Below are 15298 nucleotides of genomic sequence, written 5' to 3' on the forward strand. Positions count from 1 at the left end.
ACAAGGTCACCGGTACTGCGAAGCCGCCGACGGGTCCGGAGATCACTCCTCCGCCCGTGACTACCGAACACCCGGTGGATGGCACACCCGCGATCGAGGTACTGAAGTCCTCTGTTCCGTCCACCACGAACCGTGTGGTTGGCGGCCAGGAGATCACGTACACGCTCACGTTCAAGAATGTGGGTACCGCGGATGGTGAGATCAGCTTCTACGACGATCTGACCGATGTTCTCGACGATGCAGTAATGACGAAGAATCCGGCTACCACTTCCACGCTGGTTGTTTCGGGTGTCGTCGACAACGTCTTCACGGTCACCGGAAAGCTGGCCAAGGGTGAGAGCGCGACGGTGACGTACACCGTCAAGGTCAATCCTGAGATCGGAACGTTGTCAGGTCCCGGATTCACTCCGGGCGTCCTGAACAACTACCTGGTGGTTGGTGGCGAGAACCCGCCGGTGGACTGTGTCCCGGGCGACGCTCTCTGCACCGAACACCCGGTGGACCCGCCGGAGACCACCACCACGGTGCCGCCGACGACCACCACGACGCCGCCGGTCACGACGGAGCCCTGTGTTCCTCCGACGACGACTACGCGGATGGTTCCGACCACAACGGTTGCGACGACGACGGCTAGCGCGACCACTGCCGGTGACGCTGATGTGGCCGGTACGGAGGAATCCACCACCACGGAGGAGACCACCACAGAGGAGACCACGACAGAAGAAGTTGTCGCGGAGGAGATTGTGGATCCGTGTGGCGTGACGACAACGACGCCGCCGACGACAACGCCGCCGGTCACGACAGTTCCGCCGACCACGACGGTTCCGAACACGACGGTGCCGGTTACACCGACGATCATCATTCCCCCGATCGTCGTTGTGCCTCCGATCGTCGTTGTGCCTCCGATCGTCGTACCGCCGACGGTTCCGGGTCAGCCGGTTCCGAGCACGGTTCCGGGACAGCCGAAGCCGCCGACAGCAAACCCGGGTCAGCCGGGTCAGCCGAAGCCGCCGACGTCTGCTCCTCAGGGTGGAACGATCAACTCGGGTGGTGGCGCTGGTGAGAGTGGCGTGAACACCGGGTTGCTCGCAGCAGGTGGATTGGTTCTGCTGCTGGCGCTGGGAACGGGTGTTGTTCTCCTGACGCGTAAGCGTCGCGAGGATGGTGACAACTGATTCTCTTGAGAATCTGAGGTAAACGACGTGGGGCAGATCGCAGAGTATGCGATCTGCCCCACAGTCGTTTTCGTGTGTGTTACGAGCCGAGCCGAGATCCGTCCTTCTTCCAGGCTGCAACTACCGACGGGCGAGGCTGGGAAGAACCACCGTCGGGCCAATGGGATGCGGGGCTTTCGATGCTGGCGTCGTCGGTCTCGCCGGGGTGCTGGACGCAGACGATGACGCGCTTCTCGTCCACGATGGGGCCGCAGGTTTCGGCGCCGACGGGAACGGTGAGGAACTGCTTTGTCTCACCGCGGTTTTCGCCTTCGAGGACAACGCTGAACAGCCCGTCGTTGGACTTGAGTGCGTTGCCGTCGGTGGAGATCCACAGGTTGCCGTGCGGGTCGAAGGCAAGGTTGTCCGGGCATGAGATGGGGCTGACCTTGCTCTTGTCGAACCCGCCGAAGTAAGTATCGGCTGTGGCCGGATCTCCGCAGACGAGAAGAAGATTCCAGCCGAAGGTGGTGCCGGCGTGGTCGTCGGTGATTTCGAGGACCTGGCCGTTCTTGTTGTTGTTGCGCGGGTTCGCCTCGTCGGCCGCGGCACCACCGTCGACTCCGCGCTTGGTGTTGTTGGTCAGTGCGACATAAACCTTGCCGCTCTTCGGGTTTGCCTCGAAGTCCTCGGGGCGGTCCATCTTCGTTGCCCCGACCTTGTCGCCGGCCTGGCGGGTGAAGACGGCTACCTCTTCGGCACTCATGCCGTCGACCAGCGATTCGCCCTTGCCGTCTTCGCCGGTGCGCAGGATGGCTACCCACTCGCCGGTTCCGTCGAACTTGCCGTCCGACGGAAGTTTGCCGCTGCCGTCGATCTCGCCGGCGGAGTTTCCGCTGAGCTTTGCGACGTACAGTGTTCCGGCGTCGAGCAGAGTCATGTTGTGGCGCATGGCTGCTTGACTCTTGCCGTCCTGCATCTTTCGGCTGGAGACGAACTTGTACATGTAGTCGAAGCGCTCGTCGTCGCCGCTGTAGGCGACGACGGTGCCGTCCGACGTGATGTAAATGGTGGCGGCTTCGTGCTTGAAACGTCCGAGCGCTGTGTGCTTGATCGGAGTCGACGACGGATCCCAGGGATCGATCTCGACGACGTATCCGAATCGGTTGACCTCGTTGGGTTCTGCGACCAGATCGAACCGCTTGTCGAAGCGTTCCCACTTGCGCTCGGAAGCGGCACCGGCAAGACCGTAGCGCTTCAGTCGCGCTGCGACCGTGGGATCGGTGACACCCTCGGCGTTCGCGAAGTACTGGTTGAAGTTCTCTTCGCCGGAAAGCACTGTGCCCCAGGGTGTGACGCCGCCAGCGCAATTGTTGAGGGTGCCGAGCACTTTGGTTCCCGTGGGATCGGCACTCGTCTTGAGGAAGTCGCTGCCTGCAGCGGGGCCGGTCACGACAAATTCCGTGGTTCCGGTGATGCGGCGATTGTTCGATCCGATCTCCGGTACGAGCTTGCCGTTGTCGGATTCGCCCTTGACCTGGACGACCGACAGTCCGTGGCTGGCCAGGCCGATCTTGAACTGCTCCTCGGTCGGGTTCTCCGCATCGTAGCCGCGGAACATCGCCGGCTCGGTGGAGTATTCGTGATTGACCACGAGTAGGTAGGTGTTGGGCTGCCCGTCGACCGGGAGCAATCCGGCGAAGTCGTTGTTGAATCCGAACTGCAGTTCCTGCGCTGCCGCAGTCTGCTTGTCGAAGTCGAAGGCCGGGGCGCCGGCGAGAACGGCGTCACCCCAGCGAATCACGACGGCTTGATCGTATCCGTCAGGGACGGTGACCTTGTCTTCCTTGTTGGGCGCGACGGCGCCGAAGTTCGTCCCCGCGGGTGTCGATCCGCTGCTGCTGCCGCTCGTCGATCCGGTTCCCGGTTCGGCACTTGCGGATTCGTCCGAACAGGCGACGAGGGCGCTGCCCGCTCCCACCGCGAGCACTGCCATGCCGCTGCCCCGGAGCAAGCCGCGACGACTCAGCGCCGTGCGTGCGATGTCGCGGAAGTACTCGCCGCCCGAGGTGTTGGGGACCTCGTGAGAGCACGCGTTTCCGCACTTGTACTGGCAGGTGATCGACGAGCGTGCAGACACGCCGTCGTGTTTGACGAACAAGGCCAAAGGCTTGATAGCCACCGTGAACTCCCGAGATTCGATGTACGGACTTCGGGAACCGTAGAAGCTCGAAGCAAGGGTAAAGGAACGTAAAAATGAACGGCAAAACAACGAGGTGACCCTTACCCGCGGTTTACGACGCGTCCCCGCGGGGACGTCGCATGACATTTGTCATCGCTGATCCGTGACGGTGTCACCGCAGGTGATGACGCTGTGCACTGTTTTCGGCTCTGACTTCCCGCGAAGCTTGGAGGCATGAGAGAACCACATGAGGGAAGCCTCCTGACGGACCTGATGGACATCGGACCCGCACCCACGATGGGCCGCGAACTTGTAGTGATCGTGGTGAACATCGCGATCGTCGGAGTGGTGTTCGCGATCATCGGCTCCAATCCGGTGTTCTGGATCCTTGTTGCCGCTCTCGCTGTCTATGCGGGTATTCGATTCGCGATCGGACTGCGCGGCTGGAACCGAGCGGAGGCGCAGCGATGAAGGGCGATCCCGTGATCGACGTAGTCGGAATGTCGCGGCGTTACGGCTCCGGCAAGGAGGCGTTCGATGCTGTTCGCAATCTGGATCTGAGTGTTCAGGAAGGCGAGCTGTTCGGCCTCCTCGGAACAAACGGTGCCGGCAAGACATCCACTCTCGAAGTGATTCAGGGCCTTTCGCGAGCCAGTGCCGGAACGGTGCGCGTTCTGGGCATGGATCCGGTGCGCAACCGCAAGCAGATTCGCCCGTCGCTTGGCATCATGCTCCAGAAGGGTGGCTTGCCCCAAGACCTGACTGCTCGTGAGAGTTTGGCGATGTGGGCCGGAACCTGCTCGAATCCGCTGCCCGTGGACGAGGTGCTCGAGCGCGTGGACATGCGTGACCGTGGTGATACCCGCGTGAAGTTCCTCTCGGGAGGTGAGGCCCGGCGACTGGATCTGGCGTGCGCGATCATCGGCCGGCCACTCGTACTGTTCCTCGACGAACCGACTACTGGATTGGACCCCGAAAGTCGGCGTAACACTTGGCAATTGATTGCTGACTTGAAAGCGTCGGGCGTCACCATCATGTTGACGACGCACTACCTCGACGAAGCCGAGTCCCTGTGCGACCAATTGGCGATCATGCACCGAGGATCGGTGGTGCGCAGCGGAACCGTGGCGGACGTCGTCGCGGATCATCCCGCCCAGATCAAACTGCACCGTCCAGGTCTTCCGCTCCCAGCGCTGGCCGGCGCCGAGGTACGCGTCGAAAACGATCTGGTGGTGATCACCACTCGCACAGTGCAGGAGACGCTGACGGAACTGCTGCTGTGGGCACAGCACAACAACATCCTGCTGACTGGCCTGGATGCCCGCGCGGCATCCCTGGAGACCGTATTCCTCTCCATTGCAGACCAATTCGATCATCACGCAACTCTCGAAGGAGCGTCGGCATGAACCGCATAGCAACCCTGTCTCGTTCGGAGTTCACGCTCCTGGGACGAAATCGACTGTTGCTCTTCAACGCAATCGTCCTCCCGTTGATCTTTCCCGTGGGGATGCTGTACCTCTCACGCGATGGCGGGTTGTCCGACAAGTCGGTGTCGGCAGGCCTCGAGGTGTTTGCACTCTTCCTGCTCGTGTTCGTGGTCTTCTACAACCTCCTGTCGGTGTACGCGACGCGTCGTGACGAGTTGGTTCTCAAGCGACTACGGACAGGGGAATGCAGCGACGCCGAGATCCTCGCGGGCCCGGCAGTGCCGTCGTGGGTTCTCACCGGCCTGTTGACGGTGGTGATCGGAATCGCCGTGATGGTTCTGGGCGGTAGTGCTCCGGTCAATCCGGTCCTGGTGCTGGTCGCGGTGATCGGCGGCGCCGCGCTCTTCACGGCGCTGGCGTTGATCACTTCGGCTGTCACGCGAAATGCAGAGGCGGCGCAGATCACCTGCATGCCGATTCTGATTCTGGCGACGGCAGGTATGTCCTCGATCAGGAATGTCGTGCCGGACAACGTTGCTCGCATTCTCGATTTCACTCCGCTGGCCGCAGTAGTGGACCTTCTCAATCTCGGATGGCTGGGGCGGACCACTGGCGAACTGGCTGATCTGGGCGATGCGCCCGGTGCGGCAGCGGGATTTGTCGACACCTTCGGTTCGGCTGCGCAACCGCTGTTGGTCATGCTGGCGTGGATCGTCGGTTCGGTTCTGATCGCGAACGTCCACTTCCGCTGGGAACCGCGTTCGTAGAACTCTGAGAAGGTAGTGGGCATGATCGCGCAGAACTTCGGACGCTGGAATCCGAGACGGACGTGGCGAACCGCGTCGAACGTCGACAAGGTTCGCCTCTACACGCGGCAATCGTTCATCATGGTCGCAGTGGTTTTCGGTGGCTTCGGTGCGGTCACCGAGATAGTTGCGGATCGGTACCTGTCGGGTGTCTTCCTCGGAATCAGTGCCGTTGCGTGCGTCATCGCCGTGTCTCGGATGCCTGATCTGGGCGGAGTCGTGGCCAAGCCCGTCCAGATTCCTCTTGCCGTGATGACGTTGTCGGCGTTCTGCTCGGCGGGAATTGCCTTGGGAAGCAATGGCGAGAACGGCCCGTACTTCTGGCTGGCGGCAATCCTTGTCGTGCCCCTTGCGGGGTTGACGTCGTTGCGCTGGCTGATCGTGGGCTCGGTGGCCGCCGGGGTTGTACTGGGACTGCTTGCGGGTCCGGAAAGCGGCGTGTCCGTCGGAATCGTCGCCGCCTTCATGGGGCTGACCGTCTACATGTCGGTGTGGCTGCTGCGGATGGTCACCGAATTGGACGAGGCACGCGGAGCCGCTGCCGCTCTGTCCGTCGCCGAGGAACGGTTGCGATTTTCACGCGACCTCCATGACGTCGTCGGGCGGGCACTGTCTGCAATTGCGGTGAAAAGTGAACTTGCAGCTACTCTTTCACGACGCGGCGACGATCGTGCCGCCGCGCAGATGGACGAAGTACGCGAACTTGCGCAAGATTCACTCGACGAAGCGCGCGAGTTGGTTCGGGGATACCGGTCCATCGCCTTGGCGTCCGAGCTGGCCGGTGCGCAGTCTCTGCTCGAGGCCGCCGGAATCTCCACCGCGATACGTGGATCGGCAGATCAGCTGCCGGTGGAACTGGCCGAAGCTGCCGCCTGGGTCGTCCGTGAAGGCGTCACCAACATTCTCCGGCACTCGAGTGCCGAGAATTGCAGCATCGAAGTGTTCGCGGACGGCGTCGTGATCGCCAACGACGGCGCACGGATCGCAGAGCCGAACAACGGAACCGGCCTGAACGGATTGCGCGAGCGCGTCGGCGCCGTCGGAGGAATTGTCGAAACCGTGCAGGACGAAGATCGCTTCACCCTCACCGCCCACTTTCCGTCCCGAACGAAGGAGTCTCGGTGACCGAGCCGATCAAGGTACTGCTGGCCGACGACGAGAACCTGATCCGCTCGGCTCTGGCCATGATGTTGTCGCTCGAGGACGACATCGTTGTCGTCGCGGAAGCCGAATCGGGCGAGGATGCCGTGGTCGCTGCTGCAAAACATCAACCTGACGTAGCCGTGCTCGACCTTCAAATGGCAGGTATCGACGGCATCGAGACGGCGCAACAGATTGCGCAGACGGTCTCGGGGTGCGTCTCGATCATCGTGACGAGCCACGGGCGTCCCGGGTATCTGAAGAAGGCACTGTCAGCAGGCGTCCGAGGATTTCTGCCGAAGACGACGCCTGCGGCGACGCTCGCCGAGGTGGTCCGCAGCGTCCACGCGGGCGGGCGGTACGTCGATCCGTCGTTGGCTGCCGAGGCAATCGGCGCCGGCGACTCACCGCTTACTCCGCGCGAAGCGGACGTACTCGAGTACGCGGCCGATGGAGCATCCATCGAGCAGATCGCTTCCCGGGCACACCTCTCGGCAGGAACCACCCGGAACTATTTGTCGTCAGCTGTCACCAAACTCGGTGCAGCCAATCGGCACGAAGCTGCAGTGATCGCCCGCCGGCAGGGGTGGATTTAGGGCCTTCGGCCCCGTGCGCCTTTCTGGTTGCGGGCACTACCAAAAAGGCGCACAGGGCCGAAGGCCCCGCGATGTCGAGAATCCCCGACTTGCTTCGTCCCTGTAGTGAAGTGCGACCAGAATGGGTGGCACCGACACAGAGGAGATTCACGATGGCCAAGTACTTGCTGCTCAAGCACTACCGCGGCGCTCCGGCTGCAGTCAACGACGTGCCGATGGACCAGTGGACGCCGGACGAGATCACTGCCCACGTGAAGTACATGCAGGACTTCGCGGATCGGCTCGAGAAGGCGGGCGAGTTCGTCGACGGTCAGGCTCTCGCTCCTGAGGGCACCTTTGTCCGGTACGACGGTGAGGGTCGCCCGCCGGTCACCGACGGTCCGTTCGCGGAAACCAAGGACCTCATTGCCGGCTGGATGGTGATCGACGTCGACAACTACGACCGTGCCGTCCAATTGGCCGGCGAGCTCTCGGCCGCGCCCGGCGCAGGCGGGAAGCCGATTCACGAATGGCTCGAACTGCGCCCCTTCCTGACCGAGCCGCCGACCATCACGGACTGAAACCTGTCATGGACGACGCCCTGCTTCGGAGTCTGACTCCGAGCGTGCTCGGCATCCTCGTCCGCCGCGGAGCAGATTTCGCGTCGGCCGAGGACGCCGTGCAGGACGCTCTGCTCGAGGCGGTCAGGACCTGGTCGGACAACCCGCCGCGGGACCCGAAGGGCTGGCTGGTCACGGTGGCCTGGCGGCGGTTCCTCGACGGGATCCGGTCGGATGCGGCTCGTCGCAAGCGGGAGTTTCTGGTTGACGAGCAGCCAGGCGAGCGGCCGGTCAGCGGGTCGGTGCCGGGCGTGGACGACACACTCCAGCTCTACTTTTTGTGCGCGCACCCGTCGTTGACGCCGTCGTCCGCCGTCGCACTCACGCTGCGCGCTGTCGGCGGGCTGACCACCCGCCAGATTGCGCGGGCCTACCTGGTGCCCGAGGCGACTATGGCTCAGCGCATCAGCCGAGCCAAGCGCACGGTCTCCGGCGTCCGGTTCGAGCAACCCGGCGATGTCGCCACCGTCCTGCGTGTCCTCTATCTGGTCTTCAACGAGGGGTACTCCGGCGACGTCGACCTCGCTGCCGAGGCCATCCGGCTCACCCGGCAGTTGGCGGCCGCGATCGATCACCCCGAAGTCGCAGGGTTGCTCGCACTGATGCTGCTCCATCACGCTCGTCGAGCCGCGCGAACTGCCGCGGACGGCAGTCTGGTTCCGCTAGCCGAGCAGGATCGCAGCCGGTGGGACACCGATTCGATTGCCGAAGGAGTCGCAATCCTCCAGTCAGCTCTCGCCCGCGACCGGCTCGGTGAGTTCCAGGCCCAGGCCGCCATTGCCGCACTCCATGCCGACGCTTTCACAGCAGACGAGACCGATTGGGTGCAGATCGTGGAGTGGTACGACGAACTCGCAGCCTTGACCGACAGCCCGATTGTCCGGCTCAACCGAGCGGTGGCCGTCGGCGAGGCAGACGGACCACGCGCCGGATTGGCAGCTCTTGCAGCGCTGGATGATTCACTTCCACGCCATGCCGCAGTCGAGGCCTATCTGCGTGAACGCGACGGAGACCTGGAGTCGGCGGCGAGGTTGTATGCCGATGCAGCGCACAAGGCATCCAACCTCGCCGAACGCGACCATCTGATGCTTCAGGCGTCGAGGATCAACGCCCGTCGATCTCTGAAGCGTCCTGGGTCAGAGAACCTGTGACAGGAACGCCTGCAGTCGATCGGTCTCGGGATCGTCGAAAAGCTGTTCAGGAGTACCGGTTTCGACAACTGCGCCGCGGTCCATGAAGAGCACCTTGTCGGAAACGGAACGCGCGAAGCCCATTTCGTGCGTCACGACGACCATGGTCATGCCGGACTTCGCGAGATCGGCCATCAATGCCAGAACACCCTTGACCAGTTCGGGGTCGAGAGCTGACGTCGCCTCGTCGAAGAACATGACCTCGGGCTTCATCGCCAGGGCGCGGGCAATGGCGACGCGCTGCTGCTGACCGCCGGAAAGGTTGCCGGGCCGCGAGTCGGCCTTCTCCCTGAGCCCCACCAGATCCAGCTGCTCGAGCGCGAGCGCCCGAGCTTGCTCCTTCGACAAACCCTTGAGCTTGTTCGGCCCGAGTGCGATGTTCTCGGCGACGGTCTTGTGTGGGAACAGGTTGAAGTGCTGGAACACCATGCCGATTCGCTGGCGTAGCTCGTCGGGGTTGTCCTTCAGGACGGACTTCCCGTCGAGCAGCACGTCACCCTGCTCGGGCTCGTGCAGACGGTTCAGCACGCGCAGGAGCGTCGACTTGCCCGAACCGGAGGGCCCGATGACGGTGACGGTGTTTCCGGCGTCGACGTGCAGGTTGACGCCGCGAAGCACCTTGTTGGTACCGAAGGACAGATGCAGGTCCTTGCCGGTGAGCGATACGGACTTCAGTTCAGAGCTGGTGGTCATGTCCTCAGCCCCTTTCCACGACGATGGCCTGCTCGAGCGGATCCAACGTGCCTGAAGTGTCGGCGCGTCCGGTCCGGAGTCGGTTGTCGATGTAGTTGACGAGGTGCGTCAGCGGGATGGTCAGAGCAAGGTAGAACAAGCCTGCCGCAACGAGCGGGGACAGGCTGCCGGTCTGGGCGTTGAGATCACGTCCGACGGCAAAGAGTTCCCGCTGGGTGACGAGCAGACCGAGGAAGTAGATCAGCGACGAGTCCTTGATCAGCGAGATGAACTGGTTCATCAACGCCGGCAGAACGCGTCGTACACCCTGCGGGATGACGACCAGCGACATGGACTTTCGGTAGCTGAAACCGAGGGCACGTGAAGCCTCGAGCTGCCCGGACTCGACGCTCTGGATTCCGGATCTGAAGATCTCACCGATGTATGCCGACGCGAGCAGTGACAGCGCCGCGACACCGAGCCAGTACGGATTGCTACCGGTGATTCCCTTGACGATCGGTCCGACGCCGAGCCCGATGATCAAGATGATGACGACTGCGGGCAGGCCACGGAAGATGTCGGTGTAGACGCGGGCCGGCCAGCGCAGCCAACGGGTGCGCGAGATACCGGCGACAGCGAGCAGCATGCCGAGGATCGTGCCGATGATGCCGGACGCGAGCGCAAGGATCAGGGTGTTGGGAAGACCGGTCTTGAGGAGATCGGGGAATGCCTTCTTGTACAGATCCCAGTCGAAGAACGTGTCCTTGAGCTGTTCGAGCGTCGACTTCGGTTGGTACGACGCGGTATCGCCACCGTCGCCGTTTGCTGCGTTTTCCGCGGCAATGGCTGCGAAGTCGGGCAGTTCCGGAGTGGCCGCGGCCTTGGATCCGGGCTTCCAGCCTTCAGGGAGTTGGCGCGGTACCCAGTCGGCGTACAGCTGAGACCAGGTTCCGTCGTCGATGACTGCGTCGAGGCCGGAGTTGAGGGCGTCGATCAGCGGCTGGTTTTCCTTGTTCACCGCCCAGCCGACGAAGTTGTTGACCGAGAAGGTGTTCTGGATGATCGAGGTCGGATCACCGGGAGCGATTGCACCTTCGGCCTGCTGAGACGGAGCTACCCAGGCGTCGATCTGTCCGGACTTGAGGTTCGCGTACGCCGTGGCGTAGTCGGGAAACTTCACGGGATCGAGCTTGAGCGTGTTCACGACGTAGTCGTCCTGCACGGTTCCCTGTACGACGCCGATGCGCTTTGATGCGTCCAGGTCTCCGAAGCCGGTGATCGGGCTGCCGTTAGGCACGACGAGGGAGAAGTATCCGAAGTCGTAACCGTTGGTGAAGCCGACGGTGTTGCGACGGTCGTCCGTGGTGGTGATGGACGACGAGCCGACGTCGAAGCGTCGACCGGCAACCTGGGCGAGAAGCCCGGCGAACTCGGTGCCGACGAACTCGACCTTCAGGCCCAGCTTGTCCGCGACGGCCTTCAGCAGCTCGTTGTCGTATCCGGTGTACTGATTCTCGGAGTTGACGCAGATGCTCGGGGGCGCGTCACCGAGCGTGCCGACCGTGATGACCCCGGGTTTGATCAGATTCAGCTTCGAGGTGTCGATCTGATCGACCGGGGTGACGGTGGCCGTGGTGTAGCGGTCTTCGGCGCCCGCACCCGCTGCCGCGTCCAGATTGGTGGGCGCCGCGGTTGCGGCTCCCACTCCTGGAGGTGCACACAGGTCTGTGGGGGCTGCCGACGAATCCGAGCCACTCGAGCACGATGACAGAGTCAGCGCCAGGAGGGCAGTGAGGAGCAGTGCCACCACCAGGCGGATCTTCGCTGCGACGGAAGAAAACATGCGTGCAGCGTAAACCTAAGGGTAGCCATTTCTCCGTGTAGAACTGTTGACAGTTTTCGGACAAGGGGCCGTTGCGCTGCGGGCATGCCTTCAAATCAGCGTGATTTTAAGTATCGCCAGGTCGGGGAATCTCGTGCCGAAGAGATCGGCGTCAGCGGACGGGTGCGAGTTCGACGCCCGACGGAGGTACCAGGCGGCGCAGCGTTCCGTCGAAGCCGGTGACGTAGAGCGCCCAGCCGTCGCCGTCCTGTCCTATACGCACTGAACTCGGCCCGTTCCACCCATTCGACAGACCCGAAGCGACGACGCAGGAAGTGCCGGTTTCAGGGTGTACGCGATAGATCGAGCCTTCGACGTGAGCAGCGGCGTAGAGCATTCCATCCTGCGACATGGTCAGATCGTCGAGGCCGGGCATCAGGCTCGGGACCGTCGCTACAACTGTCCACGCGTCAGGGGTATCCAAGGGCACTCGAATGATCTGACCGGTGAACAGGTCATCGGTGTACACGGCTCGATGATCCGGACTGAGCGCGAGTCCCTCCGAACGCGGCACTGTCGACCAATTGGGCACGACGGCTCCGGAGTCGTGCAGATAGCGCGAGACGCCCTTTGGCGGACCTCCTTCTGTTCCGACCCACGTGGTCAGCAGATCGCCGTCGGGAAGCCGGAGCAGGCCGTTGCCCGCGAAGTCGGCGGGGGCGGACAGCTGATCCGTCGTGGTGTCCAGTTGCCACAGCTTGCCGTCCTGTCTGGTGAGGAAGGACAGCCTCGAACCGTCGAGCTGCAAACCGCCAGGAGCAGCAATGCCGTCGAGGACGGTTCGTACCTGTCCTTCGGCGTCGACGTGATAGATCTTCGACTCGCCGGAGAGGTAGAACCCGCCGTTGTCATCGGTCTCGAGGTTTTCGAGCTGTTCCAACCCCTGGGCTACGGTCTCGACCTGCCAATCGCCGCACATCGGCGCGGTTGTCAAGGTGGCCTCCGCCGGCGTCGCCGCGGCAGCGGTCCCGGCTGCGATTGCCGCGACGATCAACAACGCCCGAGTTCGGTTGCGTGATAGCCCCATTGCGCACAACTTACGGCAAATCAGATCAATATCAAACGGTCTGGTCGGTATAGCCGACGCCCAGGGGGTCGCTCCAGGTGGTCCACACGTCTGGCCCGAGTTCGATCTCGGCTGTGGTGAGTAGACACGCGTCGAGTTCTCGGTGCAGTCGAGACGGGTCGATGGATTGGCCGATGAAGACGAGTTCTTGTCGGCAGTCACCGACAGGTTCTTCCCACTTGTCGAGGATTCCGTCGCGACGGTAGTCGTCGGCCGGCCACTCGTCACGGGGTAGAAACTTCCACCAACGGCCGACGTATCCGTGGCGAATGAGATGACCGGCCTGAGAAATACTCCCGATCTCGGTGAACCGGCCGGCATTCCAGTAGTAGCCCTTGGCCCGAAGTAACTTTCCGTTGGTCCACTCGCTGCTGAGGAAATCATGCAGCCGTTGGGGGTGGAAGGGTGCGCGCTCGCGGTACACCACCGAACTGATTCCGTACTCTTCGGTTTCGGGGATGTGTTCACCTTGGAGTTCTTGTAACCATCCGGGGGCCTGTGCAGCCTTTTCGAGTGAGAACAAACCGGTGTCGAGAATCGTGTCGAGTGGGATGCGACCGAGCGTCATCGGAACTATCGCAGCGGATGCGTTCAAAGAGCGCAGGACTGCGGTCAATTCGACCAGGTGCTGGTGCGAGACGAGATCGGCCTTGCTCACCAGGATGACGTCGGCAAATTCGATCTGATCGACAAGCAGATCCGCGATGTCTCGTTCGTCTTCCGGGGCATCGGCTTCGACGCGGCCCCCAGCCGTGTAGTCGCGCAGAAAACTGTGGCCGTCGACGACTGTGACCATGGTGTCGAGTCGGGCGACGTCGGCCAGGGCATGGCCGTCGGTATCGATGAAGGTGAACGTCTCCGCGACGGGCAGCGGTTCGGAGATGCCCGAAGATTCGATGAGAAGGTAGTCGAATCGGCCATCGGCGGCCAAGGCGCTTATCTCGGAAAGAAGATCCTCTCGCAGAGTGCAGCAGATGCAGCCGTTGGTCATCTCGACCAGTTTCTCCTCGGAGCGACTGAGCGAGATCTCACGCTCGACTTCTGCACTGTCGATGTTGATTTCGCTCATGTCGTTGACGATCACCGCAACCCGGCGGCCCTCCCGATTTCGCAGGATCTCGTTGAGTAGTGTCGTCTTCCCGGCGCCCAGGAAACCTGACAGCACCGTGACCGGAAGTCGGGGGTCGCCCATGTTGTCCAGTGACCTTCCGAAGGAGTCAATCGTGGTGATCAGGCGGCGGTCACGCGAACCGCTGCGATCGCGTGACCGCCGCCTGGAATGCTGGAAGATCAGGCCGCAGGCTCGAGGTAACCCTCGAAGAGGTCGACAACGACGCTTCCGCCGTCGGTGTCGCTGCCGAACAATTCCTCCGCAGCGAACGTCACGTGGTAGGTGGGTTCTTCGCCGGCGTCGTTGCGGCCGTGACCGATTGCGTCGGGGAACGGCCACTTCTCGGTGGTCCGGTGAGCGATGGTCCCCACCCGTCCTCGGCAGTAAGCAGGCATTCGAATATGCCCGGGAACGTATTCGTCTCGCACACGTACTCGCTGACCGACCTCGAAGGTGGTTGTGTCGACGCGAGCCGGTCGGCCTTCGGATTCGCTTGGCCGTGAGAGTGGGAACGGTCCTCCTGCAAGGCTTTCGAGCTCTTCCTGCGTCAGGATTCCCTTTTCGACCATCAGCGCCGCGACGCCGATGACGTACCGCTCGTAGTACGGGGTCATCATGTAGTGGCGGGGCTCCATCCGCTCGACGACGTATCGAACTTCGTCGACGCTGAAGGCCCCGAGTTCGGCGACACCGGCGAACATCAGGCTGTACGGCAGGTGTTCCCACTCGGCGTGGAAGGTGGGGCCGATGTCGGCGTTGACGGTATGCGGGACTTTGCCGAAGCCTTGAACTCCGGCAAGATCGTGTACTCCATCCATGGTGTGCTTCTTTCTTGTCGGGGTGGTCAGACGGTGGGGACCTGCGGGACTGCGACGCCGATCAGGCAGTCCTTGGTGACGATTTCCTGCAGTTGTTCCTGGCTCCAGCCTTCGGTGCCTGCGGGACGTTGCGGTAGGACCATGTACCGAGTTTCGGCGGTGGTGTCGTAGACGCGGATCTCGACGTCCGACGCGATCTCGGTTCCCATCTCGGAGAGAACCTTCCGTGGCTCGCGGACCACGCGTGCACGGTATTCGAAACTCTTGTACCAGGTCGGCGGCAGACCGAGGATGGGCCACGCGGTGCATGAACACAGCGAGCACACGATCACGTTCTTGAGGGTCGGGGTGTCTTCGACTGCCACGATGTATTCGCCCTGGGGGCCCAGATATCCGTACTGGGCAACCGCGGCGGTACCGTCGGTGAGAAGCAGTTGCCGGAAATCGGGGTCGGTCCAAGCCCGCGCGACCAATTCCGCTCCGCGCCTTGGACTGAAGTCCTCCTCGAAGGTCTTCTTCCATCCCTCGACGTAACCGTCGGGTACCAATCCCTTACCGTCGAGTGCGCGGAACAGGGCCCACGCGCGATCGGAGACCGGCGCCTGGGCCGGTGCGGCGTTCTCCGTTGTGTGGTCGATCGTTACTGACATCTGGT

General features: G+C 62.7%; 14 protein-coding genes and 1 pseudogene. 8 read left to right on the plus strand and 7 right to left on the minus strand.

The features are described from left to right. Positions 1 to 1175 (plus strand): annotated as a pseudogene (locus RWT78_RS04810) (isopeptide-forming domain-containing fimbrial protein); the annotation flags it as partial. Positions 1176 to 1254: 79 nt separating this feature from the next. On the opposite strand, the gene RWT78_RS04815 reads toward RWT78_RS04810, so the two are convergent. Then, entirely contained in the window at positions 1255 to 3336 is a 2082-nt protein-coding gene (locus RWT78_RS04815; protein ID WP_054825620.1) for a PhoX family phosphatase, read from the minus strand. A 234-nt stretch (positions 3337 to 3570) separates the two neighbouring features. Here RWT78_RS04815 and RWT78_RS04820 point away from each other — a divergent pair, with 234 nt between their 5' ends. From RWT78_RS04820 to RWT78_RS04850, 7 genes are all read left to right on the plus strand, one after another. Next, entirely contained in the window at positions 3571 to 3807 is a 237-nt protein-coding gene (locus tag RWT78_RS04820; protein WP_223304396.1) for a hypothetical protein, read from the plus strand. Next, positions 3804 to 4742, plus strand: a complete 939-nt coding sequence (locus RWT78_RS04825; RefSeq protein WP_003945975.1) for an ABC transporter ATP-binding protein — start codon at positions 3804 to 3806, stop codon at positions 4740 to 4742. Before RWT78_RS04820 ends, RWT78_RS04825 begins: the two co-directional genes overlap by 4 nt. Beyond that, on the plus strand, positions 4739 to 5530 hold the full coding sequence (locus RWT78_RS04830; RefSeq protein WP_003946064.1) for an ABC transporter permease: 792 nt from the start codon (positions 4739 to 4741) through the stop codon (positions 5528 to 5530). The genes RWT78_RS04825 and RWT78_RS04830 overlap by 4 nt, the downstream gene beginning before the upstream one ends. Positions 5531 to 5551: 21 nt before the next feature. Continuing rightward, positions 5552 to 6694, plus strand: coding sequence for a sensor histidine kinase (locus tag RWT78_RS04835; protein WP_007735262.1), 1143 nt, complete (start codon positions 5552 to 5554; stop codon positions 6692 to 6694). Further along, complete coding sequence (locus RWT78_RS04840) at positions 6691 to 7305, plus strand: response regulator transcription factor (protein WP_003946002.1); 615 nt, start codon at positions 6691 to 6693, stop codon at positions 7303 to 7305. The genes RWT78_RS04835 and RWT78_RS04840 overlap by 4 nt, the downstream gene beginning before the upstream one ends. A gap of 152 nt (positions 7306 to 7457) precedes the next feature. After that, on the plus strand, positions 7458 to 7865 hold the full coding sequence (locus RWT78_RS04845) for a YciI family protein (RefSeq protein ID WP_003945999.1): 408 nt from the start codon (positions 7458 to 7460) through the stop codon (positions 7863 to 7865). Positions 7866 to 7873: 8 nt separating this feature from the next. Next, the gene (locus RWT78_RS04850; protein WP_314674336.1) at positions 7874 to 9055 is read left to right on the plus strand and encodes a DUF6596 domain-containing protein; all 1182 of its coding nucleotides are present in this window, start codon (positions 7874 to 7876) and stop codon (positions 9053 to 9055) included. Here the strand turns inward: RWT78_RS04850 and RWT78_RS04855 are convergent. From RWT78_RS04855 to nthA, 6 genes are all read right to left on the minus strand, one after another. Then, positions 9041 to 9787 carry an amino acid ABC transporter ATP-binding protein gene (locus RWT78_RS04855; protein ID WP_003946070.1) on the minus strand — a complete coding sequence of 249 codons (747 nt, stop codon included), beginning with the start codon at positions 9785 to 9787 and terminating at the stop codon, positions 9041 to 9043. The genes RWT78_RS04850 and RWT78_RS04855 overlap by 15 nt on opposite strands. Before the next feature lie 4 nt (positions 9788 to 9791). Continuing rightward, entirely contained in the window at positions 9792 to 11609 is a 1818-nt protein-coding gene (locus RWT78_RS04860) for an ABC transporter substrate-binding protein/permease (protein WP_003946057.1), read from the minus strand. A 151-nt stretch (positions 11610 to 11760) separates the two neighbouring features. Beyond that, positions 11761 to 12675, minus strand: coding sequence for an SMP-30/gluconolactonase/LRE family protein (locus RWT78_RS04865; protein WP_314674340.1), 915 nt, complete (start codon positions 12673 to 12675; stop codon positions 11761 to 11763). A gap of 31 nt (positions 12676 to 12706) precedes the next feature. After that, positions 12707 to 13906, minus strand: a complete 1200-nt coding sequence (zigA, locus tag RWT78_RS04870) for a zinc metallochaperone GTPase ZigA (protein WP_314674342.1) — start codon at positions 13904 to 13906, stop codon at positions 12707 to 12709. A gap of 98 nt (positions 13907 to 14004) precedes the next feature. Next, entirely contained in the window at positions 14005 to 14643 is a 639-nt protein-coding gene (gene nthB, locus RWT78_RS04875) for a nitrile hydratase subunit beta (RefSeq protein WP_003946075.1), read from the minus strand. Positions 14644 to 14669: 26 nt separating this feature from the next. Beyond that, positions 14670 to 15293 carry a nitrile hydratase subunit alpha gene (gene nthA / locus RWT78_RS04880; protein ID WP_003946052.1) on the minus strand — a complete coding sequence of 208 codons (624 nt, stop codon included), beginning with the start codon at positions 15291 to 15293 and terminating at the stop codon, positions 14670 to 14672. Positions 15294 to 15298 lie beyond the last annotated feature (5 nt).

It is taken from the genome of uncultured Rhodococcus sp. (assembly GCF_963525155.1).
Taxonomy (GTDB): Bacteria; Actinomycetota; Actinomycetes; order Mycobacteriales; family Mycobacteriaceae; genus Rhodococcus_F; species Rhodococcus_F qingshengii.

What these genes read in the sequence shown, in the direction of transcription:
- RWT78_RS04835 (WP_007735262.1), top strand. Translation starts at nt 5,552, where the DNA reads ATGATCGCGCAGAACTTCGGACGCTGGAATCCGAGACGGACGTGGCGA.
- nthB (WP_003946075.1), bottom strand. Translation starts at nt 14,643, where the DNA reads ATGGATGGAGTACACGATCTTGCCGGAGTTCAAGGCTTCGGCAAAGTC.
- RWT78_RS04825 (WP_003945975.1), top strand. Translation starts at nt 3,804, where the DNA reads ATGAAGGGCGATCCCGTGATCGACGTAGTCGGAATGTCGCGGCGTTAC.
- RWT78_RS04845 (WP_003945999.1), top strand. Translation starts at nt 7,458, where the DNA reads ATGGCCAAGTACTTGCTGCTCAAGCACTACCGCGGCGCTCCGGCTGCA.
- RWT78_RS04855 (WP_003946070.1), bottom strand. Translation starts at nt 9,787, where the DNA reads ATGACCACCAGCTCTGAACTGAAGTCCGTATCGCTCACCGGCAAGGAC.
- RWT78_RS04860 (WP_003946057.1), bottom strand. Translation starts at nt 11,609, where the DNA reads ATGTTTTCTTCCGTCGCAGCGAAGATCCGCCTGGTGGTGGCACTGCTC.
- RWT78_RS04865 (WP_314674340.1), bottom strand. Translation starts at nt 12,675, where the DNA reads ATGGGGCTATCACGCAACCGAACTCGGGCGTTGTTGATCGTCGCGGCA.
- RWT78_RS04820 (WP_223304396.1), top strand. Translation starts at nt 3,571, where the DNA reads ATGAGAGAACCACATGAGGGAAGCCTCCTGACGGACCTGATGGACATC.
- RWT78_RS04830 (WP_003946064.1), top strand. Translation starts at nt 4,739, where the DNA reads ATGAACCGCATAGCAACCCTGTCTCGTTCGGAGTTCACGCTCCTGGGA.
- zigA (WP_314674342.1), bottom strand. Translation starts at nt 13,906, where the DNA reads ATGGGCGACCCCCGACTTCCGGTCACGGTGCTGTCAGGTTTCCTGGGC.
- RWT78_RS04850 (WP_314674336.1), top strand. Translation starts at nt 7,874, where the DNA reads ATGGACGACGCCCTGCTTCGGAGTCTGACTCCGAGCGTGCTCGGCATC.
- nthA (WP_003946052.1), bottom strand. Translation starts at nt 15,293, where the DNA reads ATGTCAGTAACGATCGACCACACAACGGAGAACGCCGCACCGGCCCAG.